This is a genomic window from Streptomyces sp. NPDC008139 (assembly GCF_042957025.1).
Taxonomy (GTDB): Bacteria; Actinomycetota; Actinomycetes; order Streptomycetales; family Streptomycetaceae; genus Actinacidiphila.
Map to the genome: position 1 here is coordinate 41,006 of NZ_JBIBHM010000023.1, position 22,585 is coordinate 63,590.

General features: G+C 71.1%; 19 protein-coding genes and 3 tRNA genes. 15 read left to right on the forward strand and 7 right to left on the reverse strand.

What is annotated here, in order from left to right:
* Positions 1–58: 58 nt before the first annotated feature.
* Positions 59–961 carry a phosphoribosylaminoimidazolesuccinocarboxamide synthase gene (locus ACFZBB_RS33150; protein WP_391130434.1) on the forward strand — a complete coding sequence of 301 codons (903 nt, stop codon included), beginning with the start codon at positions 59–61 and terminating at the stop codon, positions 959–961.
* Between the two features lie 65 nt (positions 962–1,026).
* Here the strand turns inward: ACFZBB_RS33150 and ACFZBB_RS33155 are convergent.
* From ACFZBB_RS33155 to ACFZBB_RS33170, 4 genes are all read right to left on the reverse strand, one after another.
* A tRNA-Gly gene (locus ACFZBB_RS33155) sits at positions 1,027–1,102 on the reverse strand.
* 133 nt (positions 1,103–1,235) lie between these two features.
* Positions 1,236–1,311 (reverse strand) — tRNA-Gly (locus ACFZBB_RS33160).
* A gap of 49 nt (positions 1,312–1,360) precedes the next feature.
* A tRNA-Gly gene (locus tag ACFZBB_RS33165) sits at positions 1,361–1,432 on the reverse strand.
* 141 nt (positions 1,433–1,573) lie between these two features.
* Complete coding sequence (locus ACFZBB_RS33170; protein ID WP_188284161.1) at positions 1,574–1,891, reverse strand: Lsr2 family protein; 318 nt, start codon at positions 1,889–1,891, stop codon at positions 1,574–1,576.
* Positions 1,892–2,294: 403 nt separating this feature from the next.
* Here ACFZBB_RS33170 and purS point away from each other — a divergent pair, with 403 nt between their 5' ends.
* The 7 genes from purS (at position 2,295) to ACFZBB_RS33205 (ending at position 9,939) form a co-directional block, all read left to right on the forward strand.
* Positions 2,295–2,540, forward strand: coding sequence for a phosphoribosylformylglycinamidine synthase subunit PurS (gene purS, locus ACFZBB_RS33175; protein ID WP_093716007.1), 246 nt, complete (start codon positions 2,295–2,297; stop codon positions 2,538–2,540).
* Positions 2,537–3,217: a phosphoribosylformylglycinamidine synthase subunit PurQ gene (gene purQ, locus ACFZBB_RS33180; RefSeq protein WP_391130436.1), complete on the forward strand. Its 681-nt coding sequence runs from the start codon at positions 2,537–2,539 to the stop codon at positions 3,215–3,217. Before purS ends, purQ begins: the two co-directional genes overlap by 4 nt.
* Positions 3,214–5,463 (forward strand): phosphoribosylformylglycinamidine synthase subunit PurL, encoded by a 2,250-nt coding sequence (gene purL / locus ACFZBB_RS33185; protein WP_391130439.1) that lies wholly within the window; start codon positions 3,214–3,216, stop codon positions 5,461–5,463. Before purQ ends, purL begins: the two co-directional genes overlap by 4 nt.
* A gap of 275 nt (positions 5,464–5,738) precedes the next feature.
* Positions 5,739–6,131: a hypothetical protein gene (locus tag ACFZBB_RS33190; RefSeq protein WP_391130442.1), complete on the forward strand. Its 393-nt coding sequence runs from the start codon at positions 5,739–5,741 to the stop codon at positions 6,129–6,131.
* 69 nt (positions 6,132–6,200) lie between these two features.
* Positions 6,201–6,728 carry a DUF664 domain-containing protein gene (locus ACFZBB_RS33195; protein WP_391130444.1) on the forward strand — a complete coding sequence of 176 codons (528 nt, stop codon included), beginning with the start codon at positions 6,201–6,203 and terminating at the stop codon, positions 6,726–6,728.
* A gap of 569 nt (positions 6,729–7,297) precedes the next feature.
* The gene (locus tag ACFZBB_RS33200; RefSeq protein WP_391130447.1) at positions 7,298–7,759 is read left to right on the forward strand and encodes a hypothetical protein; all 462 of its coding nucleotides are present in this window, start codon (positions 7,298–7,300) and stop codon (positions 7,757–7,759) included.
* 245 nt (positions 7,760–8,004) lie between these two features.
* Entirely contained in the window at positions 8,005–9,939 is a 1,935-nt protein-coding gene (locus tag ACFZBB_RS33205) for a tetratricopeptide repeat protein (protein WP_391130450.1), read from the forward strand.
* Positions 9,940–10,295: 356 nt separating this feature from the next.
* Here ACFZBB_RS33205 and ACFZBB_RS33210 read toward each other — a convergent pair whose 3' ends face one another.
* A complete protein-coding gene (locus ACFZBB_RS33210) occupies positions 10,296–11,252 on the reverse strand; it encodes a TIGR03564 family F420-dependent LLM class oxidoreductase (RefSeq protein WP_391130474.1) in 957 nt (318 codons plus the stop codon).
* A 232-nt stretch (positions 11,253–11,484) separates the two neighbouring features.
* Here ACFZBB_RS33210 and ACFZBB_RS33215 point away from each other — a divergent pair, with 232 nt between their 5' ends.
* The 5 genes from ACFZBB_RS33215 (at position 11,485) to purM (ending at position 18,255) form a co-directional block, all read left to right on the forward strand.
* Positions 11,485–11,874: a hypothetical protein gene (locus ACFZBB_RS33215; protein ID WP_391130453.1), complete on the forward strand. Its 390-nt coding sequence runs from the start codon at positions 11,485–11,487 to the stop codon at positions 11,872–11,874.
* A gap of 4 nt (positions 11,875–11,878) precedes the next feature.
* A complete protein-coding gene (locus ACFZBB_RS33220; protein ID WP_391130456.1) occupies positions 11,879–14,539 on the forward strand; it encodes a caspase family protein in 2,661 nt (886 codons plus the stop codon).
* A gap of 36 nt (positions 14,540–14,575) precedes the next feature.
* Positions 14,576–15,382 (forward strand): sterol carrier family protein, encoded by an 807-nt coding sequence (locus tag ACFZBB_RS33225; protein ID WP_391130460.1) that lies wholly within the window; start codon positions 14,576–14,578, stop codon positions 15,380–15,382.
* Positions 15,383–15,585: 203 nt separating this feature from the next.
* The gene (gene purF / locus ACFZBB_RS33230) at positions 15,586–17,103 is read left to right on the forward strand and encodes an amidophosphoribosyltransferase (protein WP_355336160.1); all 1,518 of its coding nucleotides are present in this window, start codon (positions 15,586–15,588) and stop codon (positions 17,101–17,103) included.
* Positions 17,104–17,157: 54 nt separating this feature from the next.
* Positions 17,158–18,255 (forward strand): phosphoribosylformylglycinamidine cyclo-ligase, encoded by a 1,098-nt coding sequence (purM, locus tag ACFZBB_RS33235; RefSeq protein WP_391130464.1) that lies wholly within the window; start codon positions 17,158–17,160, stop codon positions 18,253–18,255.
* Between the two features lie 108 nt (positions 18,256–18,363).
* Here purM and ACFZBB_RS33240 read toward each other — a convergent pair whose 3' ends face one another.
* Complete coding sequence (locus ACFZBB_RS33240) at positions 18,364–18,615, reverse strand: DUF3073 family protein (RefSeq protein ID WP_391130467.1); 252 nt, start codon at positions 18,613–18,615, stop codon at positions 18,364–18,366.
* A gap of 244 nt (positions 18,616–18,859) precedes the next feature.
* A complete protein-coding gene (locus ACFZBB_RS33245; RefSeq protein WP_391130470.1) occupies positions 18,860–20,029 on the reverse strand; it encodes a Glu/Leu/Phe/Val dehydrogenase dimerization domain-containing protein in 1,170 nt (389 codons plus the stop codon).
* A gap of 234 nt (positions 20,030–20,263) precedes the next feature.
* Here ACFZBB_RS33245 and ACFZBB_RS33250 point away from each other — a divergent pair, with 234 nt between their 5' ends.
* Positions 20,264–21,109, forward strand: coding sequence for a hypothetical protein (locus ACFZBB_RS33250; RefSeq protein ID WP_355336167.1), 846 nt, complete (start codon positions 20,264–20,266; stop codon positions 21,107–21,109).
* 576 nt (positions 21,110–21,685) lie between these two features.
* A complete protein-coding gene (gene bldC / locus ACFZBB_RS33255) occupies positions 21,686–21,892 on the forward strand; it encodes a developmental transcriptional regulator BldC (RefSeq protein ID WP_003949541.1) in 207 nt (68 codons plus the stop codon).
* The last annotated feature ends 693 nt before the right edge of the window (positions 21,893–22,585 follow it).

The following is a 22,585-nucleotide window of genomic DNA, read 5'->3' on the forward strand; positions in this document are numbered from 1 at the left end:
CCAGGTGTCCCGATAAGCGAGAATCGGGAACTGAACCGCCGAGTGGGGAGGACGACCCGTGTCCGGATTCGTCGAGAAACCCGAGCCTGTCCAGGTGCCGGGACTGGTACATCTGCACACCGGCAAGGTGCGCGATCTGTACCAGAACGCGGAGGGCGAGCTGGTGATGGTCGCCAGCGACCGCACCTCCGTCTACGACTGGGTGCTGCCCACCGAGATCCCCGACAAGGGCCGGATTCTCACGCAGCTCTCGCTGTGGTGGTTCGACCTGCTCGCCGACATCGTGCCCAACCACGTGATCTCCACCGAGCTGCCCGAGGGCGCCCCCGCGCAATGGGCGGGCCGCACCATGGTGTGCCGTTCGCTGCGCATGGTGCCGGTCGAGTGCGTCGCACGCGGCTATCTGACCGGCTCCGGCCTGGTCGAGTACGACCGGGACCGTACGGTGTGCGGCCTCGCGCTCCCCGAGGGCCTGGTGGACGGCTCCGAGCTGCCCGCGCCGATCTTCACCCCCGCCACCAAGGCCGAGGTCGGCGAGCACGACGAGAACGTGTCGTACGAGGAGGTCGCCCGCGAGGTCGGCGCCGAGACCGCGACGCTGCTCCGGCAGACCACGCTGGCCGTCTACGGCAGGGCCCGCGACATCGCGCGCGAGCGGGGCATCATCCTGGCCGACACGAAGTTCGAGTTCGGTTACGACGAACAGGGCACGCTGGTCATCGCCGACGAGGTGCTGACCCCCGACTCGTCCCGCTTCTGGCCGGCCGACCTGTGGGAGCCGGGCCACCCGCAGCCGTCCTTCGACAAGCAGTTCGTCCGCGACCACCTCACCGACCCGGCACTGGGCTGGGACCGCAACGGCGAGGAGCCGCCGCCCGGCCTGCCCGCCGAGGTCGTCGAGCAGTCCCGCGCCCGCTACGTGGAGGCGTACGAGCGCCTCACCGGCACCACCTGGTCGTAGCACCCCGGTGGGAAGCGCAGATACGACGAAGGCCCCGGTCGTGGTGACCGGGGCCTTCGCGATGCTGGAGCGGACGACGAGATTCGAACTCGCGACCCTCACCTTGGCAAGGTGATGCTCTACCAACTGAGCCACGTCCGCAGGCCGTGCAGACACTGTACCCGATCGGACGCGGCCATTAGAAACCGATATATCCCGCCGCCCCGTGACGCGCCGAGCGGACGCCCGGGTACGACGAAGGCCCCGGTCGTGGTGACCGGGGCCTTCGTGACGCTGGAGCGGACGACGAGATTCGAACTCGCGACCCTCACCTTGGCAAGGTGATGCTCTACCAACTGAGCCACGTCCGCATTGCTGCGGCCACTCTACCCGATCCATAGGACCGGCCGGAGCGACCAGAGCGGGCGACAGGAATTGCACACTGCCCCTCCCCCCTGGAAGGGGGGCGCTCTGCTACTGAGCTACACCCGCGTGACCTCCGCTGACCTGGCCTTTTCGGCCCTGCCCTCGGCGTGCTCCACACACTAGCGGAAGGGTGGGGGTGGCTGTCCAGTCGGCACCACCGCCCCCGCCCGTTCGCACGGCGGTTGTCAGTGAGTTGTCGCGGAACCGTCAACTGGCCTTGTTGAACGCTTCGTAGACCTTCTTGGGGATCCGCCCGCGGGCCGGGACCTCGAAGCCGTTCGACTGCGCCCAGGCGCGGACGGTGGCCGGGGTCGGGGCGATCGGCGTGCGCTTGTAGGCGCGGCCCGAAAGGGTGCGGCGGCGGCCGGCCTCCACGTAAGGAGCCAGGTCATTGCGCAGCTTGTCCGCGTTCTGGGACGAGAGGTCGATCTCGTACCACTGACCGTCGACGCCGAATGCGATGGTTTCCGCCGCTTCTCCGCCGTCCAGGTCGTCGGCGAGGGTGACCAGTACGCGTTGCGCCATAGGGATGTGGTCCTTTCGTACGCCATCGGCCTTGCCGGGGCCCGGCGATCGCACGCGGCCCGTGTGTCGTGGCGGTCGCGAGCGGGAACGGTCGCGATCGGACGCCGGGCCCCGGTGTCACGGGTGGGCCGACAAGTCGAGTGTCGACAAGTTTTCATTTGTACGATGCCACGAAATGGGCACCGCGTGATACATCGTGACACCTGTTAATTCCCCCGGGTGCCGCTTCGTAATCGGGACCCTATGTTTCACCTACGGGTTTCCCCAAGCATTTCGGCGGCCGATACATAAACGTGATCAGTGATCTAGGGGTGCACTAGGGGTCGCGTTCATATCTACTCGCGTAGATTTTCGCACCGGGTACGCTGAGAGAACCTCACGCACCACACCACCGGGAGTGCAAGTGGCACGCGTCGTAGTCGACGTCATGCTCAAGCCGGAGATCCTCGACCCCCAGGGCCAGGCGGTGCAGCGAGCACTGCCGCGCCTGGGCTTCGACGGGATCTCCGACGTCCGCCAGGGAAAGCGCTTTGAACTAGAGGTCGAGGGGCCGGTCGACGACGCCGCCCTCGCCCGCATTCGCGAGATGGCGGAAACCTTTCTCGCGAACACCGTGATCGAGGACTTCGCCGTAAAGGTGGAGTCGTGACTGCGCGCGTTGGCGTCGTCACATTCCCCGGCACACTCGACGACCGTGACACACAGCGCGCCGTCCGGGTCGCGGGCGCCGAAGCCGTACCGCTGTGGCACCGTGACAAGGATCTCAAGCAGGTCGACGCGGTGGTTCTGCCGGGCGGCTTCTCGTACGGCGACTATCTGCGGGCCGGCGCGATCTCGCGTTTCTCGCCGGTGATGGAAACGATCATCGAACAGGCGAAGGCCGGAATGCCGGTTCTCGGCATCTGCAATGGGTTCCAGGTGCTCACCGAGTCGCATCTGCTGCCAGGCGCGATGCTGCGCAACAACCACCTCCACTTCGTCTGCCGCGACCAGAAGCTGCGGGTCGAGACCAGCGCCACCGCCTGGACGTCGCAGTACGCGGACGGCCAGGAGATCTCCATCCCGCTGAAGAACATCGACGGCCGCTACACCGCCGCCGAGCGCGTGCTGGACGAACTGGAAGCCGAGGGCCGGGTGGTCTTCCGCTATCTGGACGGCAATCCGAACGGGTCGCTCCGCGACATCGCGGGCATCAGCAATGCCGCGGGCAATGTCGTCGGCCTCATGCCGCACCCCGAGCACGCCGTCGAGCCGCTGATCGGCACCGGCCGCACCGACGGCCTCGGATTCTTCACCTCGGTCCTGAAGAAGTTGGTCTCCGCATGACCCTCGATACCGTCAAGCACGCCGCCGAGACGCCCGAGGCGGGGCAGCCGTGGAAGGAACTCGGCCTCAAGGAGGACGAGTACGCCCGGATCCGCGAGATCCTGGGCCGCCGCCCGACCGGCGCGGAACTGGCGATGTACTCGGTCATGTGGTCGGAGCACTGCTCGTACAAGTCGAGCAAGGTGCACCTGAAGCAGTTCGGCGAGAAGGCCCCGCAGACCGACGCGCTGCTCGTCGGCATCGGTGAGAACGCGGGCGTCGTGGACGTCGGCCAGGGCTACGCCGTCACCTTCAAGATCGAGTCGCACAACCACCCGTCGTACATCGAGCCCTACCAGGGCGCGGCCACCGGCGTCGGCGGCATCGTCCGCGACATCCTCGCGATGGGCGCGCGGCCGGTCGCCGTGATGGACCCGCTGCGGTTCGGCGCGGCCGACCACCCCGACACCCGGCGCGTCCTGCCCGGCATCGTCTCGGGCGTCGGCGGCTACGGAAACTGCCTCGGCCTGCCCAACATCGGCGGCGAGGTCGTCTTCGACCCCTGCTACCAGGGCAATCCGCTGGTCAACGCGCTGTGCGTCGGCGTCATGAAGCACGAGGACATCCACCTCGCGCAGGCGTCGGGCCCCGGCAACAAGGTGATCCTGTACGGCGCCAGGACCGGTGGCGACGGCATCGGCGGCGTCTCGGTGCTGGCCAGCGAGACCTTCGACTCGACCGGCCCGTCCCGCCGCCCCGCCGTCCAGGTCGGCGACCCCTTCCAGGAGAAGCTGCTCATCGAGTGCACCCTGGAGATCTTCCGCGAGCAACTGGTCGCGGGCATCCAGGACCTCGGCGGTGCGGGCCTGTCCTGCGCCACCAGCGAGCTGGCCTCGGCCGGCTCCGGCGGCATGCGCGTCGAACTGGACACCGTGCCGCTGCGCGACGCGACGCTCTCGCCCGAGGAAATCCTCATGAGCGAGTCGCAGGAGCGCATGTGCGCGATCGTCGAGCCCGACAAGGTCGAGCGCTTCCTGGCGATCTGCGAGAAGTGGGACGTCATCGCCACCGTCATCGGTGAGGTGACCGAGGGCTCGCAACTGGAGATCTTCTGGCACGGCGAGCAGATCGTGGACGTGCCGCCGCGCTCGGTCGCGCACGACGGGCCGACGTACCACCGCCCGTACGCCCGGCCGGACTGGCAGGACGCGCTCCAGGCCGACGACGCGGGGAAACTGCCGCGGCCCGGCACCTCCGCCGAACTGCGCGAGCAGGTGCTCAAGCTGGTCGGCTCGCCGAACCAGGCGTCCAAGGCGTGGGTCACCGACCAGTACGACCGCTTCGTGCAGGGCAACACGGTGCTGGCGCAGCCCGAGGACTCCGGCATGATCCGGATCGACGAGGAGACCGACCTCGGCGTGGCGATCGCCACCGACGGCAACGGCCGCTTCGCGAAGCTCGACCCGTACACGGGCGCGCAGTTGGCGCTCGCGGAGGCGTACCGCAATGTGGCCGCCTCCGGGGCCAAGCCGCTGGCCATCTCGGACTGCCTGAACTTCGGCTCGCCCGAGGACCCGGCCGTGATGTGGCAGTTCGCCGAGGCCACCCGCGGTCTCGCCGACGGCTGCCTCCAGCTCGGCACCCCGGTGACCGGCGGCAATGTGTCGCTGTACAACCAGACCGGCGACGTCGCGATCCACCCGACGCCGGTGGTCGCGGTGCTCGGCGTGATCGACGACGTCAACCGGCGGACGCCGATGGCCTTCAAGGACGAGGGCCACCTGATCTACCTGCTCGGTGACACCCGCGAGGAGTTCGGCGGCTCGGCCTGGTCGCAGGTCGTCCACGACCACCTCGGCGGTCTGCCGCCCGCCGTCGACCTCGACCGCGAGCGGCTGCTCGGCGAGATCCTGATCTCCGCGTCGCGCGACGGCATGATCGACGCCGCCCACGACCTCAGCGACGGTGGTCTCGTCCAGGCGGTCACCGAGTCCTGCCTGCGGGGCGGGCACGGCGCGCGGCTGGTCGTCCCGGACGGTCTGGACGCCTTCACGTTCCTGTTCTCCGAGTCCGCGGGCCGCGCCGTCGTCGCGGTGCCGCGCTCCGAGGAACTGCGCTTCACCGACATGTGCGGGGCGCGGGGGCTTCCGGCGGCGCGGATCGGCGTCATCGACGGCGACGAGATCGACGTGCAGGGGGAGTTCAGCATTCCGCTGGGCGAACTGCGCGCCGCGCACGAGGGGACGATTCCGGCGCTGCTCGCCTGAGCGTTCCGCTGACGTGACGGAAAGTCCACCGGGTGCCCCGGCCGCGATGACGCGGCCGGGGCATCTGTGTGGTGCGGCGTGGACCGGCGATTGTCTCAACGGTCTGACGAACGGCTTTACATTTTACGGGAATCGGGCGCCCTGGCAATTGCCGGAGGCTTCATAAGACGGCATGTGCCGGATCCACCCGTATGGCGGTGCTCGGGGCTGTGCGCCGTCACCCATGATCGTTTCGCGCGCTCGCACGTCGGCGCACGAAACGAGGGGAATGTGCAGTGATCACACGTAAGAACATCGCCGTGCTGCTGTCCGCCGCCGTGATGACGGCCGGTCTCGCCATGACCGGCGGGGCCTCGGCCACGGCCGCCGCTCCGGCGAAGGAGAAGGTCAGGCCGGCCGCCGAGTGCGGTGTTCGCTCCGACGGCCGTCTGTACTGCGGCAACAAGGTCGGGGCCAGGGGCTTCGCGGACCGCTCCTACCGCTCGGCGACCCGCGGCACCCTGACCACCGGCTTCAACTGGTTCGTCTGCTGGGGCCACGGCGACCCGCACGCGGGCCAGAACGACATCTGGTACTGGACACAGCTCGACAACGGCGCCTGGGGCAACGTCCCGGCCGTCGACCTCTACACCGGCCAGGACCCGGCGCCCGGCTTGCGGGAGTGCTGAGACCGTTCGCCACTCGGGGATGACAGCCTCCCGGTGCCGCGGGCGCCGGGGGGCCGGTCAGAATGGAGCGTGACCTCAGAGCAGACCGAGACCCCCGACCCGCGCACCGGCCCGCCGACCACGGGCGGTGAGCGCGAGACGCTGCGCGGCTTCCTCGACTACCACCGCGAGACCCTCGCCATGAAGTGCGACGGTCTCACCGACGACGAACTGCGCCGCTGCTCCATGCCGCCGTCCACCCTCAGCCTGCTCGGGCTCGTCCGGCACATGGCCGAGGTCGAACGCGCCTGGTTCCGCCGGATCATCGACGGCGAGGACATCCCTCTCGTCTGGTCCGCCACCGGCGACTTCCAGGAGGCGTACGACGCCTCCGGCTCCACCCGCGACGAAGCCTTCTCCGCCTGGCACGCCGAGGTCGCCCACTCCCGCCGCATCGAGGGCGCCGCCCCCACCCTCGACCTCGTCGTCCACAACTCCCGCCACGACGAGGACGTTTCGCTCCGCCTGGTCATGCAGCACGTCATCCTCGAGTACGCCCGTCACAACGGCCACGCCGATCTGCTCCGCGAGGCCATCGACGGCACCGTCGGCGCCTGACGGCGCCGTGCCGCGTGGGGGCGCTCACTCACGACGGAGCTGCGCCCCGTAGGGGCGCGGGGAACTGCGCGCTCACTCACGACGCTCCCGCAGGTCACCACCCGCCCCGGCGGGGCAGTTCGGTGGTCTCGGACCACCGGCCGGTGGGGGCTTGTCGCGCAGTTCCCCGCGCCCCTGCAATGCCCCGCCTTGCGGCAAGGCCAGCGGCCCTCGTCCTCATCCGCGAGGACCTGCGCCCCTGGCGGGGCGGACCGTTTTTCGTCCTGGCGTCGGGCACGGGTTTTTAGGGGCGCGGGGCTGTGTTTGATGTGCGGCTGCCGCCGCGTGGGCGCGCTCGGCCACGATGCTTGGGTGGGGCAGTTCGGTTGTTTCGGGTTCACCGGCCGGTGGGGGCTTGTCGCGCAGTTCTCCCCGCCCCTGACGGGGCACGTCCTCGGTGAGGTCGGCGGAGGGGTAGGGGGCGAAGTCCACGAGGCCGCCCACCGCGCCCCACTAGGACCGGTCCCGGAGTGCCGCCGCTTTCGGTGCGGCGGCACGGGAGTTGGGGCTACCGTCGAAGAGTGACCGGTGTGGAGATTGCGATCGGGTACGTGTGCGCGTGGCTGGTGGCCAAGGCGCGGCGGGTGGCGGGGCGGGCGGACGCGGAGGTGGACCGGGGTCTGGACGCCGGGATGGACCGGCTGCACACGCTGGTCTCCGGAGCGCTGGGGGAGGACCCGGCGCTGGAACGGGCGGCGCGGGAGGCGGACGCCGGGGAGGTGTCCGCCAGGACGCGCCGCCGTCTGACCGACGCGCTGGACGAAGCGGTCGAGCAGGACGGGGAGTTGGCGGAGGCGCTGCGCCGCGTCGTTGACGAGGTACGGGCGTTGACGCCCGCCACGGCCTCGGCGGAAGGCGACGGCGTCGCCATCGGGGGGAACGTCGAGATCCGCGCGGACGGCGGCTCGGCCGCCGCCGTACGAATGGGTGACGTGACGATCGGAAACCCTCCGGCGTCGGACCCTCAGGTGCCGGGTCCGCCACAGGGCTGAGCGCACCCGGCGCTCCACCCGACGAGCCCACGAGGACCCCAACAGCCGTCACGATAACGGCCGTTGACGGCTCCGTCGCGGCCCACACCGTCCACGGCGGACTCCACCAGCACCACCACGCGCCCCCGCGCCCGCCCGCCGCCTGGCCCGTACAGATCGGCGTCGTCCCGCGCGAGGCGGACTGCTTCCAGGACCGGGAGGCCGTCGGCACCCTGGACGCGGCGCTCACCGACGCCGGTACGGCCGTGGTCGGCCAGGTCCTCACCGGCATGGGTGGCGTGGGCAAGACCCAACTCGCCGCGCGGCACGCCCGGGACGCGTGGCGGTCCGGCCGCCTCGACCTGCTGGTGTGGGTCACGGCGACCAGCCGCCAGGCGGTGGTGGACGGCCTCGCGGAGGCCGCGCAGACGCTGCTCGGGGCGGACCGCGAGGACCCCGCCCGCGCCGCCCGCGCCTTCCTGGCCTGGCTGGAGCCCAAACCCGCACCGGACGCGCCGCGTTGGCTCGTCGTCCTGGACGACGTCACCGACCCCGCCGACCTCACCGGCCTGTGGCCGCCCGACAGCCCCACCGGCCGTACGGTCGTCACCACCCGCAGCCGCGACGCCGCCCTCACCGGCCGGGGCCGCCGACAGGTCACCGTCGGTGTCTTCACCGAAGAGGAGAGCGAGGGCTATCTGACCACCGCCCTCGCCGCCCACGACCGCGAGCCGCTGCGCGAACTCATGGCGCTGGGAAGCCAATTGGGCTGGCTGCCGCTCGCCATGTCCCAGGCCACGGCGTACGTCGTGGACGCCGGAATCACCTGCGCGAGCTACCGCGCCCGCCTCGCCGACCGCGCCCAGCGCCTCGCCGACCTGCGTCCCACCGCCCTGCCCGACGACCAGACCACCGGCGTCGCCGCCGCCTGGACCCTGTCGCTGGACCGCGCCGACCACCACGCCCCGGTCGGCCTCGCCCGCCCCATGCTCCAACTCGCCTCGATGCTCGACCCCAACGGCATCCCCGAGGCCGTCCTCACCGGCACCCCGGCGCTCAACTGGCTTGCCCAAGAAGCGCCTTCCCAGGACACGGTCTCCTCCGACGACGCCGTCCGCACCCTCCGCGTCCTCCACCGCCTCAGCCTCCTCGACCACAGCCCCCGTACCCCGCACCGCGCCGTCCGCGTCCACCGCCTCGTCCAGCGCGCGGTGCGCGACACCTTGACCGAGGCGGAACAGGACGCGCTGGCGCGGGTGGCCGCCGATGGGTTGGTGGAAGCCTGGCCCGAGGTCGAGCGGGACACCGAACTGGCGCAGTCGCTGCGGGCGAACACGGCCGCCGTGATCGGGGTCGCGGAGAAGGCGCTGTACGAGCCCGCGTCGCACGCCGTGCTGCACCGCAACGGCAGGTCGCTGGGAATGGCGGGCCAAGTCTCCGATGCCATCGCCTACTACGCGAACGTCGTACGCGTGTCGCACACGCTTTTGGGCCCCGCCCACCGGCACACCTTGTTCAACCGTGCCGTCCTCGCCAACTGGTACGGGCGGGCGGGGGATGCTGCGGGCACCGTCGCCGCGTTGACGGACGTGCTCAACGACATGGAGCACCTGCTGGGACCCGGCCATCCGTACACGCACCTTGTCCGTCCCCTTCTCGCGTTGTGGCGACGCGCGGCAGGAGACGGTACGGCCGCCGCCGCGCTCGGGGAGTGGCTGGAGAACCCGCATCTGAGTGTGAGCCCCGACGATCCACTCATGTTCGCCATCCGCAGCGACCTCGCTCACCAGGAAGGCGGCACAGGCGATCCGTCCTCAGCCGTCGCGACTTTCGTCGAACTCCTGGCGGACGCAACGCGGGTGCTCGGCCCCGATCACGATCAGACGCTCGCCATCCGTGGGCACCTCGCCGAATGGCAGGGCAGAGCGGGTGCTCCGTCCGGCGCCGTGGCCGCGTACGAGGAGCTGTACGAGGACTATGCGCGGGTCCTCGGCCCTGAGCATCCGCACACCTTCCTTCTCCGTGCCAGGCTTGCCAACTGGCTCGGCGTGGACAGGAGCGCCGCCGCCGCTGTCACCGCTCTCACGTCGGTGCTGGACGACATGGTCAAGGTGCTCGACCCCGAGCACCGCGACCTCTTTCTCGTACGCGAGCGTCTGGCCCACTGGCAAGCCAAGTCCGCCACTGACCGGACGCGTTGAAGCACCCGCAGATCGGGGGTCATCGGCTGCCGGCGCGGCTGGGCGCCGCTGGACCCTCAGCAACACGGGCAAGCTGCCGATCCGCTTTCCCGACCCCTGGAGCGCCCAACGCGCGGCACACGTCGTCGCCAAGCTCCGCCGCCGTCTCCACCGCGAGACCGACATCCGGGGCCTCCTCGAACACGAGGTGCCCCCGCCGGTCGGCAACGCGCTCAACCACAACCTCATCACCGACCTTCTCCTCACCACCTACGATCACCAAGGCCGACCTGGACCTCCTGGGCGATTGACGACGGCGATTGACGACGGCGAATGACGACAGCGAATGACGACGCCCGCCCGGTGAAGTGGCGTGGTCAGCCCGCCAGTTCGCCGAGGAGCGTCCAGGTGCGCAGGCGTTCCGCCTCGCCCGCGATGTCGGTGCCCGAGAACACCACTTCGGTCGCGCCGGCGTCCCGGTAGCGCCGTACCTCGGCCGCGACCGTCTCCTCGTCGCCGATGACCGCGACGTCGGAGGCGCGCCGGCCGCCGGAGAGTTCGATGGCGCGGGCGTAGGAGGGGATCTGGTCGTAGAAGGCCAGTTGCTCCGTGGCCTTCGCCCGGACCGCGTCGACGTCGTCCGTCACCACGCCGGACACCAGGGCCACGATCCGGGGCGCGGGGCGGCCCGCCGCCCGCGCCGCCGCGGTGACGGCCGGGACGATGTGCTCGCTCAGGGCGCGCGGGCCGGCCAGGTAGGGCAGGATGCCGTCGGCGAGTTCCCCGCTGACGCGCAGGGCCTGTGGTCCCATCGCGGCGACCAGGAGCGGAACACCGCCCTCGGCGCCCGGCACGCGCGCGGGGACCGGGGTGGTGGCGGTGAGCAGCTCGCCGTGGAAGTCGGCGGCGCCGGTCTGCGTCAACTGCCGTAGAGCGGTGAGGAATTCGCGCAGGCGGGCCACGGGTCGCTCGAAGGGGATGCCGAATCCGGCCTCGGTCAGCAGCTTGGTGCCGAGCGCGAGCCCGAGGTGGTAGCGGCCGTGCGTGGCCGCCTGGGCGGTCTGGGCCTGGCTGGAGACCAGCAGCGGGTGCCGCCCGAAGACCGGGATCGCGGAGGTGCCGACGTGGAGGCCGGGCACCTCACGTCCGACGATCGCGGCGAGCTGCGGCGAGTCGGCGCCGAAGGTCTGCCCGAACCAGGCCGAGCGCAGGCCGTGGGCGGCGGCCTCACGGGCGAGTTCTACGGTGGCGTCGATCTGGTTCGCCGCCTCGGACGCGTGGAGTGTCACTCCTACAGTCATGGTGGTGAGAACCCCGCGCTCCTGACCAGGTATTCCGCCGAGTGTGACGGCATCGTGTCAGGTATGTGAACCAGCGGCGGAAGGACACCGGGCCGGTCCGCGGTCGGCCGGCGTCCGGCCCCGCCGGCCCGCCCGCGGCGCCCGTCCGCACCGGCCGACCGGCCCACTTGTGGCGAACCGGTGCCGGGCGCGCGCCCGGCTGTGACACGATCCGGTGAGACCGTGTTCTGGCGGGCGCGGGAACGGACGGCGGGGGGTGGCGGTAATGCGGTTGAGTATTGCGGCGGTGGACGAGGACGGGGCCGCTGAGCTGCGGGAGCTGTCCGAGTGGCTGCGCACCGACGAGGACGGTCCCGACGAGGTCCGGCTGGCGACGCGGACCGGCGGTACGGCCGGGGAGATGGGTCCCGTCGAGGTCATCGACCTCGTACTCACGCACGCCGTGGCCTTCGCCAACCTCGCTGTGGTGTACGCCGGTTGGTGGAAGTCGCGGGCGCCGCGACCGCCGGGATCGGGCTTCACCTTCACCCGTGACTCCGACGGGCTGACCGTGACCGTGTCGGGGCAGGACGGTTCCGAAGAGGCCGTACGCCGCCTGCTGGCCGTCCTCGCGGAGCCGCAGCAGCCGCCCGCGGGGCCGCCCGAGGTGGAGTAGGGCCGTGGAACTCGCCGACCCGCTCCGCTCGTACGCCGTCCTCATCGGCTCCTCGACGTTCGCCGACCCGGGCCTCGACGACCTGCCGGCCGTCGCGAACAACCTCGCCCGCTTAGGGGAGTTGCTGGAAGACCCCACCGTCTGGGGTCTGCCGCCCGACCGCTGCGTGCGGGTCGCGGAACCCGCGTCGCCGGGCGAGGTGCTGGACGCGGTCCACGACGCGGCCCGCAGGACCGAGGACACGCTGCTCGTGTACTACGCGGGCCACGGTCTCAGCGACGCCGACGGCCTGCTGCTGACGCTGCCGTCCACCGACCCCCAACGCCCCTACACCTCGGTCGGTTTCGACTCCGTACGCCGCGAAGTCCTCAGCGCCCGACGGGACGCGAACCGCATCGTGATCCTCGACTGCTGCTACAGCGGCGGCGCGCTCGTCGGCGGCATGAGCGGCGGCGGCGCGGCGAACGCGCCGGTCGAGATGGCCGAGCAGACCCGTATCGCCGGGTCGTACCTCCTGACCGCGAGCGCCGCCACCCGCAAGGCGCTCGCCCCGCCCGGCGAGACCTACACCGCCTTCACCGGCGAGCTGATCCGCCTCCTCGACCGGGGCCTGCCCGGCGGCGACTCCCTCATCGAGGTCACCAGCGTCTACGAGCGGCTGCGCGGGGAACTCCTCGCCAAAGGACGGCCGTTGCCGCAGCAGCGGCTGAGCAACACCGGCCGCACGCTGGCCATCGCCCGCAACCGGTACGGGGCGGCGCACGCGGCGCCGCCGCCGTCCGAGACGCTGCCGGGCCCGAAACCCGCCCCGCCCGCCCTCACGATCCCGGACGACCTGAAGGAGGCGCTGCGAGGGAAGCCCCGCGCCCTCGCGAGGGAGTACGTGCGGTTGAGGCAGGTCGAGGGCAGAAGCGTGCACGCCCGGGAACTGCTGCGCCTCGCGGGCGCGTTGCGGCCCCCGCAGGAGGTCGCGGCGCTCGTCGCCCTTCTGAACGGGGACAGTTGGGGCATCCCCTTCCAGGAAGTCGCCGCGCGCGGCCCGCAGGCGGTCGTGGAGTGCCTGGAGGCGCTGTACGCCGTGGACGGCGCGGAAGAGGCCCCGCACGGGCTGATCGAGGTGGTGACCACCCAGATCCCCGAAATCGTCGTGGGCACGGTGCGGGCGCTGCGCGCCGCCGGATACCCGGCCGAGGCCGACCGGCTGCTGTCCAGGACGGTCGCGGAGAACGCGTACACCGAGTACGTCCTCGGCCTGCTCGGCGCGCTGTGGTCCGCGGAGTTGGACGCCGACGCCGACCGCGTCCTGGCCGAGGCCACCACCGAGTCGGACGAGGAGGCCGTACGGTTCGCGGACGCGCTGCTGACGATGGGCCGTCGGCAGAAGGCGTTCGAGCTGTACGTGCGGGCCGCGGCGGTCGTCGTCCGAAGGTCGCCGGGCGAACTCATCCGTGTCCTGAAGGCGTTGGACGAGGAGCGGGAGGAGGAGCGGACCGGGGACCGGCCGCCCGAGGCGGCGGACGCGCGGATCGTCCTGCTCCAGGGATTCGCGAGCACCCTGCTGGACACCGCTGTCGCGGAGGCCGAAACACCCGGCGGGCTGGCCGAGTTGTGCGAGGCGCTGTGGAGTGCGGGCATGGAGGGCCGCGCGCTGATCGCGCTCGCGGCAGCCGCCGAGTCGTACGACGCCCCTGCCGTCGTGGAGTTGGCCGACGCCCTCCGCGAGAGCGGCCACGCGGACGGCGTACGCCACCTGATGCGCGCCGCCGCTTTCACACATCCCGTCGAGACGACCCCCTACTTCGTGGAGGCGCTGCGCGACATGGGCTGGCCGGTGGACGCCAACCGGCTGCTCGCCACCGCCCTGACCCGCTCGCCCGAGGAGATCGCGGCGCTGCTCGCGTCGTTCGGGCCGGGCCGGGAGCGGGACCGCGCCCAGCTGGTCACCGCCGTCAACAGCCGCCCGGTCGCCGACCGGCTCCGGCTCCTCGGAGGTCTGCTGGCAGCGCCGGGCGACTACGAGGACTTCCTCGCCTCGGTCGCGCTCCTGCCGGACGAGGACTTCCTGGAGGTCCTGGAGGCGCTGCGCGCCGCCGACGACGCGACCGCCCTGGTCACGCTGCTCCGCTTCCAGATCCGCGCCGACCCGATGGGAGCCGCGAGGCGGCTGCTCTTCCTCATCGACAACGCGGAGGCGTTCGGCGTCGAAAGGGCCGTGCTGGCCGCGCTCGCCGCCAAGGAGCGGGACGGCGACAGCGAACTGTCGGTCGCCGAGGTGAGCCGTCTGGTCGGTCCGACCGTCGCCCTCGAAGCGCGCGTCTACGCCACCGCCGCGTTGTGGGCCGCCGGATACGGCGAGCAGGTCCGCACCGCCCTGTCCCGCCAGCACTACGTGGCGACAGGCACCTACCTGGTGAGCTGGCTCGTCGCCCTGCACGACCACTCCCTACCGGAGTGCGTCAACGCGGTCATCGCCAGCCGCTCCCTCACCGAGAGCAGCCCGCCCATCCTGGCCGACCTCGTCGCCGGTCTCGCCGAGGCGGGCATGAAGGACGCCGCCACCTTCGCCCTCAAGCGGTACGCCTTCGCTCTCGGCCCCAAACAGGTCAGCGCCCTCGCCCGCCGTCTCGCCCTCATGCCCGCCCTCCCGGCCCCGTCCCGCCGATGACCGTCGCTGTCAGTGGGCCCGTATAACCTCGGGCGCATGCCCGTTGAACGGCGCCGACGCGCGCGGACGTATGAGCCCGACCGGACGTGGGGGGCGCTCACCGCGCAGGTGGGGCATCTCCGGTCGGCCGTGAGCGCCCTGACGGGGGAGCGGCTCCAGCGGGAGAGCGGGCTGCCCGGCTGGGACGTACGGACGCTCGTCGCGCATGTCGTACGGCAGACCGTGGTGCTGCCGCGTTACGTGGCCGAAGCCGTGCCCGCCGGGAAAGGGCAGCTGACCGACCTGGACACCTGGGCCGTCTCGACGGCCGGGATCGCCGACCGGCTGGACGCGACGACCAAGGAGGCCGCTGCGGCCATGGGGGACCCGGCCGAGGCGATGGCGGCAGCGGCCGAGGAACTGGCCGGGTGCAGGGAGCGGGCGCTGCGGACGGATCTGGTGGTGCCGGACGTGTTCGGCGGGATGCGGGCGCTGGACTTCACCGTGACGCGGCTCGTGGAGCTGGTGGTGCACAGCGACGACCTGGCGCGGGCGACCGGCGTGGACGTGCCGCTGGACCGGCACGCCGTCGCGGCCGTCGTCCGGCTGCTCGCGGACGCGCTCGCCACCAAGGCGCCGGGCAATTCCGTGGAGGTCCGCGTCCCGCCGTACGCGGCGGTGCAGTGCGTCGAGGGCCCGCGGCACACCAGGGGCACGCCGCCGAACGTCGTGGAGACCGACCCGCTGACCTGGATCCGGCTGGCGACCGGCCGCACGACCTGGGCGCGGGAAGTGGACGCCGCGACCGTGAGCGCCAGCGGCGAGCGCGCCGACCTGGACGCGTACCTCCCCGTCCTGGGCTGACCTCCCCGCCAGGGCACGACCCGGCGCCCCGAGCTGCCCCGCCCGGACCGGCGGCGCCCGACCGGCGGGGCCAACCGACCGGCACCCGAACGGCGGGGCCCACGTCACATGCCCTTGCCCCGCAAGGCACTACGCGCATAGAACCTGGAGATGCAAGGGTCGCCCGTTCGGACGATGGGCAATCCTGCCCTAGACTCGTGAACGTGCCTCGTGGTGATGGACGACTCAGCCACGACCTGCTCCCCGGTGAGAAGGGCCCCCAGGACGCCTGCGGCGTTTTCGGTGTCTGGGCCCCCGGTGAAGAGGTCGCCAAACTCACCTATTTCGGGCTGTATGCCCTGCAGCACCGCGGACAGGAGTCCGCGGGCATCGCAGTGAGCAACGGCTCCCAGATTCTGGTCTTCAAGGACATGGGCCTGGTCTCCCAGGTCTTCGACGAGACCTCCCTCGGCTCGCTGACCGGCCACATCGCCGTCGGCCACGCCCGCTACTCGACCACCGGCGCCTCCGTGTGGGAGAACGCGCAGCCCACCTTCCGCGCCACCGCCCAGGGCTCCATCGCCCTCGGACACAACGGCAATCTGGTCAACACGGCCGAGTTGGCCGAACTGGTCGCCTCTCTCCCGCAGGGCCCGGGGCGGGCCACCAAGGTCGCCGCCACCAACGACACCGACCTGGTCACCGCGCTCCTCGCGGGCCAGGTCGACGACGAGGGCAACCCGCTCTCCGTCGAGCAGGCCGCCACGAAGGTGCTGCCGCAGGTCAAGGGCGCCTTCAGCCTCGTCTTCATGGACGAGCACACCCTGTACGCGGCCCGCGACCTCCAGGGCATCCGCCCGCTGGTCCTCGGCCGCCTGGAGCGCGGCTGGGTCGTCGCCTCCGAGACCGCCGCCCTCGACATCTGCGGCGCCAGCTTCGTCCGGGAGATCGAGCCCGGCGAGCTGATCGCCATCGACGAGAACGGCCTGCGCACCTCCCGCTTCGCCGAGGCCGCCCCCAAGGGCTGCGTCTTCGAGTACGTCTACCTCGCCCGCCCCGACACCGACATCGCCGGGCGCAACGTCTACCTCTCCCGCGTCGAGATGGGCCGCCGTCTCGCCAAGGAGGCCCCGGTCGACGCCGACCTGGTGATACCGACTCCGGAGTCCGGCACCCCGGCCGCCGTCGGGTACGCCGAGGCCAGCGGTATCCCGTACGGCTCCGGGCTGGTCAAGAACAGCTACGTCGGCCGTACGTTCATCCAGCCGTCGCAGACCATCAGGCAGCTCGGCATCCGGCTCAAGCTCAATCCGCTCAAGGAAGTCATCCGCGGCAAGCGCCTGGTGGTCGTGGACGACTCGATCGTCCGCGGCAACACCCAGCGCGCCCTGGTCCGGATGCTCCGCGAGGCGGGCGCCGCCGAGGTGCACGTACGGATCTCGTCGCCGCCCGTGAAGTGGCCCTGCTTCTTCGGCATCGACTTCGCTACCCGCGCCGAACTGATCGCCAACGGCATGACGGTGGACGAGATCGGCACCTCGCTGGGCGCGGACTCGCTCGCGTACATCTCCATCGACGCCATGGTCGAGGCGACCACCATCCCCAAGGACAACCTCTGCCGCGCCTGCTTCGACGGCGTGTACCCGATGGACCTGCCCGACCCGGAGCTGCTGGGCAAGCAGTTGCTGGAGACCGAACTGGCCGGTGGCGCGGACGCCGCGGACGCGCTCCGCCGCCCGTAGGCTCCGCGGCAGCCACGCAGCCCTCCGCACGAACGACACGAAGGTTCCCCAGCTATGTCTGAGTCAACCGGCGCCGCCTCCACCGGCGCTGACTTCTCCGGTGCCAGCTACGCCTCCGCGGGCGTCGACATCAAGGCCGGCGACCGTGCCGTCCACCTGATGAAGGAGTGGGTCCGCAAGGCCACCCGCCCCGAGGTGGTCGGCGGGCTCGGCGGCTTCGCCGGACTCTTCGACGCCTCCGCGCTCAAGCGGTACGAGCGCCCGCTGCTCGCCTCCGCGACCGACGGCGTCGGCACCAAGGTGGACATCGCCCGCCGTATGGGCGTCTACGACACGATCGGCCACGACCTGGTCGGCATGGTCGTGGACGACCTCGTGGTGTGCGGCGCGGAACCGCTGTTCATGACCGACTACATCTGCGTCGGCAAGGTCTACCCCGAGCGGGTCGCGGCCATCGTCAAGGGCATCGCCGAGGGCTGTGTGCTCGCGGGCTGCGCGCTGGTCGGCGGCGAGACCGCCGAGCACCCGGGGCTGCTGGCCGCGGACGACTTCGACGTGGCGGGCGCGGGCACCGGAGTGGTCGAGGCCGACCAGGTGCTGGGCGCGGACCTGATCCGGCCCGGTGACGCGGTCGTCGCCATCGAGTCGTCGGGCCTGCACTCCAATGGCTACAGCCTGGTCCGGCACGTGCTGTTCGACCGGGCGGGCTGGTCGCTGGACCGGCAGGTGCCGGAGTTCGGCCGCACGCTCGGCGAGGAGCTGCTGGAGCCGACGAAGATCTACTCGCTGGACTGCCTGGCGCTGACCCGTACCACCGAGGTGCACGCCTTCTCGCACATCACCGGCGGCGGGCTCGCCAACAACCTGGCGCGGGTCGTCCCCGACCACCTGCGGGCCACCGTCGACCGCTCCACGTGGGAGCCCGCGCCGGTCTTCGGACTGGTCGGGGAGCTGGGCGGGGTCGAGCGCCTGGAGCTGGAGAAGACGCTGAACATGGGCGTCGGCATGATCGCCGTCCTGCCGCAGGAGTCCGTGGACGTCGCGCTCGCGACCCTCGCCGACCGGGGCGTCGGGGCCTGGGTGAGCGGCGAGATCACGGCACGCGAAAGCGGCGCGGCGGCCGTCGAACTGACCGGCGACTACGCGCGGTAGAGCGGTGGGGTCCTCAGCGCCGACGAGCCGACGACGAAACCCGGTCCGGGGCGGGACCCCGGACCGGGCCGACGTGACATGCGGTGATGTGCGTCTACGTGACAGGTGTCAAGCGTGACGGCGCTGGGGGGATGACTCGGACTCGTCGTCCTCGTCCCCGTCGTCGTTGTAGCGATCCGCGTACTGTGCGTACGGGTCGTCATCCTCGTCGTCATCGTCCTCGACAGGCTCCGGATTGACCGGAAGCGGTGACGATGCGCCCAGCTCGTCGGCCAGACGTGAGAGATCCGTGCCGCCGCTGTTGTACTTCAGCTGGCGGGCGACCTTCGTCTGCTTGGCCTTGGCCCGGCCGCGCCCCATGGCTCGACCCCCTTAACGGCGGGGCTCAGCGGCCCCGAGTCTTGACACGCGTTCATGATTCGGAGCGGCCTCCCCGGAGAGAGACCGGTCCGTAGGCCCACAACGGTACCTGCTTCCGACGCCGCACGGTACGTCGCCCGCACGACACGCGTCGGAACAGGGGTCGTTCACGGCCCTGTTCTGCCTGGTCAGGGCCGATTTTACCTTCTTCTAGCGCGAACTTGCTATCGGGCCGTGCTGTCGGTCACGCGGACCCCTCCGGACGCAGCCATTCCACTGACGGTGTACGGTCCGCGATCCGCTGTTCCGCGAGCCTGTCCGCGGCCACGGCCGGGGGGACGCCGTCGGTCCTGGCCCGGTCGAAAATGGCCAGAGTCGTGTCGTAGATCTTCGTGGCCTTGGTCTTCGCGCGGTCAAAATCAAAACCGTGCAGCTCGTCCGCGACTTGGATCACGCCACCGGCGTTCACCACGTAGTCCGGCGCGTAGAGAATCCCGCGGTCGGCGAGGTCCTTCTCGACGCCGGGGTGGGCGAGCTGGTTGTTGGCCGCGCCGCAGACCACCGTGGCGGTCAGCGCGGCGACCGTCGCGTCGTCCAGGGCGCCGCCGAGCGCGCAGGGCGCGTACACGTCGAGCGGGGTGCGGACCAGCACCTGCGCGTCGCTCACCGAGGTGACCCGCGGGTGACGGGCGACGATCCGGTCGACGGCGTCCGCGCGGACATCGGTGATCACGACCTCGGCGCCGTCCTCCAGCAGGTGCTCCACCAGGTGGTGGCCGACCTTGCCGACGCCGGCCACGCCGACCCGGCGACCGCGCAGCGTCGGCTCGCCCCACTGGGTCTTCGCGGCGGCGCGCATGCCCTGGAAGACACCGAAGGCGGTGAGCACGGAGGAGTCGCCGGCGCCGCCGTTCTCCGGCGAGCGGCCGGTCGTCCAGCGGTTCTCGCGGGCCACGACGTCCATGTCCGCGACATACGTGCCGACGTCGCACGCGGTGACGTACCGGCCGCCGAGCGAGGCCACGAACCGGCCGTAGGCGAGCAGCAGTTCCTCGGTCTTGAGCGTGTCGGGGTCGCCGATGACGACGGCCTTGCCGCCGCCGTGGTCGAGCCCGGCGAGCGCGTTCTTGTACGACATGCCGCGGGAGAGGTTGAGCGCGTCCTCGACGGCCTCCTCGTCGGAGGCGTAGGCGTGGAAGCGGGTGCCGCCGAGGGCCGGGCCCAGGGCGGTCGAGTGGAGCGCGATGACGGCCTTGAGGCCGGATGCGCGGTCCTGGCACAGGACGACCTGCTCGTGCCCGCCCTGTTCCGATCGGAACAGTTTGGCGAGGACGGTCGACGCGGTGGAGCCGGTCGACTCGACTGACGAGGAGTGGTCGGTCTGTCGTACGTCGGTCACGGTGGTGACTCCCATAGTCCAGTTTTTCCGGGCGAACCCGGTTGGCCTTGCTGGCCTCCGACTCCCCGTGCGGGTGGCGGGAGGCCGGATATGCAGAAGGGTAGGCCCTGGGCGGGCGATCATGGGACCGCGTTCATGTGTTGGTTTCCGGTGATCCCGCGACGGTTTTTCACAGTGGCCGGGATCACCTCCGGGGCGGGGGGTCGCGTGGGACGATCGGAGCATCAAGGCCGTGGCGAGGGAGCGGGTGTGGGCGGTTCACCGGTACTGGTCCCGTACGCGGCCTATTTGCGGGTCTACGAGCCCCTGGCGGCCTTTCCAGAGCCCGAACGCACCCACTGGTACCGGTATGCGTCGGCCGGGCTGACGCGTACCGCTCAGGACGAGCTACGGCAGTCCCTGGCCGACCTCCTGCCGGTGCCCCCGGTGGCCGTCCCGGTGCACGAGAGCGGGGACGCCTTCGTGGCCGTGGTCTCCGGCGTCACCCACATCTGCCCCTGGCGCACCCGGCTGCGCGGCTGGCTCGCCCTGGAGAACGTGGGGGAGCTGCTGCCCGAGCCGGTGCTGGACGCGATGCTGCCGCCGGTCGTACGCCGTCAGGCCGCCGCCGACCACGAGAGCTGGCGGGAGCGGAATCCGGACGCCCGGCCGTGGATCCGCTCGGCCACCTGGCACGTGCCGGTGCGCTGGTTCGCCCTCGTCGGGGACGACGAGCGGGAGTACGAGCCGTCGGGCGCGGGGGAGTCGAAGGAGCCGCTGCTGCGGTACCGCACGCCCATGGTCCAGGCCAGGCGGCGGGTCGCGCGGGCGCTGCGGGTGCTCAAGGACGCCCTGGACGAGGGCCCGTTGATCGACGGGCTGATCGATGTGGGGCGCTGGCTGGAGGAGTTCCATCCGCGCTCGCTGGTCGAGCTGGACTACGGCGGCCTGGTGCACGTGATGGGTCAGGACACGCTCGCGGAGGACCGCTCGGCGGCCGATGTGGCCGAGGGGCTCGCCGCGCTGCGGGCCGGGGACTCGGCGGCGGCCGGGGTGGCGTACGAGCGGCTGACCGACCGGTGGCGGGCGGTCAGGGAGCTTCAGTTCTCCAGCTGAGGGCAGGCGGGGCGTGACGCGGGTCACGGTCGGGCTCCGGCGGAATGTGCGCCGAAGCTCTGGCCCCGGCATCGACTCCGCGTTCGACGCATGGGCCGATGTGACCTTCGGCGCAGGGTTCGCGGGTCCTCTGTTGTCTCGTTGTGTCTCTTCCGCCTCTCAGCTTGCCTTTTGGCATCGAGAGCGGCGGTAATGGCCCAAGCGTGACGGAGAGCACGTAAGCGGACTCTTGCCTGCATCGCCATGTCTCGTGTCAAAATGGGACATCGGGTCCTCCTCGGACTCGTTTCGAAGGTGGGGATGGGGCAGATGATCAGGTTGTGACTGATCGTCACGTTGGTGTGACTGTCCGCTATGACACGGTCCATCGGCTTCCGCCGAGCTTGAACACCTGAGAGGGCAATTCCATCGGTTTGGCCGACGAGGCTGGACGGATGGTGTAGTTGTAGTGCCGAGGACAAGCCGTTCGTCCTATTACCGACTCGGCCCACGTCTGCCATTTCGGGCAACGTGGGTCAAGGTGCAGAATTTAGAGGAAAGAACCGCGTTGGTTCGGTTCTCTCGAGGAGGCCGCTCATGACCGCTCGCACCCCTGATGCCGAGCCGTTGCTAACCCCTGCTGAGGTCGCCACCATGTTCCGCGTCGACCCGAAGACGGTCACGCGCTGGGCAAAGGCCGGCAAGCTCACATCCATCCGCACGCTCGGCGGGCACCGCCGCTACCGCGAGGCGGAGGTCCGCGCGCTGTTGGCGGGCATTCCGCAGCAGCGCAGCGAGGCCTGACAGCCCTTTTGGGCGGCTAACGGGGCCCCCACCCCATACGTCGCCCGGCCCGAAGGCCACCTGCCCCCATCAGGGACGCCGGAGGGAGCTACGAGCTCTACCAGCTCCACCCAGCTTCACCAAGACCGCATCGGACTCCGCCGGGTCCGATGCGGTCTTTTTCGTGCCTGCGGCGGCCCGGGGCGGCGTCGGGGCGCCGCAGGGTCATGTGGGGCCGCGCGGGCGGTTTGTGGGCGTTCCGTGCGCGCCGGGGGCGTGGCCTGTGGGGTCCTGGGGGTGGTTGCGTGCTAGCGCCGGAGTCGTCCCCAGGGAGGTGCAATTGCACATATTAAATCGAGAGCCTTCCGGAGGGCGTCGAGTTCCCCACTCCCGAAACGGGTTTCCGTGACTCCCGTCACACGCCGGGCTCTTGTGGATCTTGATCCCCGTACGCTAATGAACTCCCCGCGCCGTGGGGGGAGTAGGCCGAGAGCGCTCTCCGCGCGGGCGCCGCGGGCGCGGTCTGCGGGGGCAGCGAGAAGGCCCGCACCTAAGGTGCGGGCCTGGTGGCAGACGGTACGGCGGTCCTGACGGGATTTGCTGTGTCTGATGTGCGGCTGGCGCCGCGGGCGCGGTCTGCGGGGGCAGCGAGAAGGCCCGCACCTAAGGTGCGGGCCTGGTGGCAGACGGTACGGCGGTCCTGACGGGATTTGC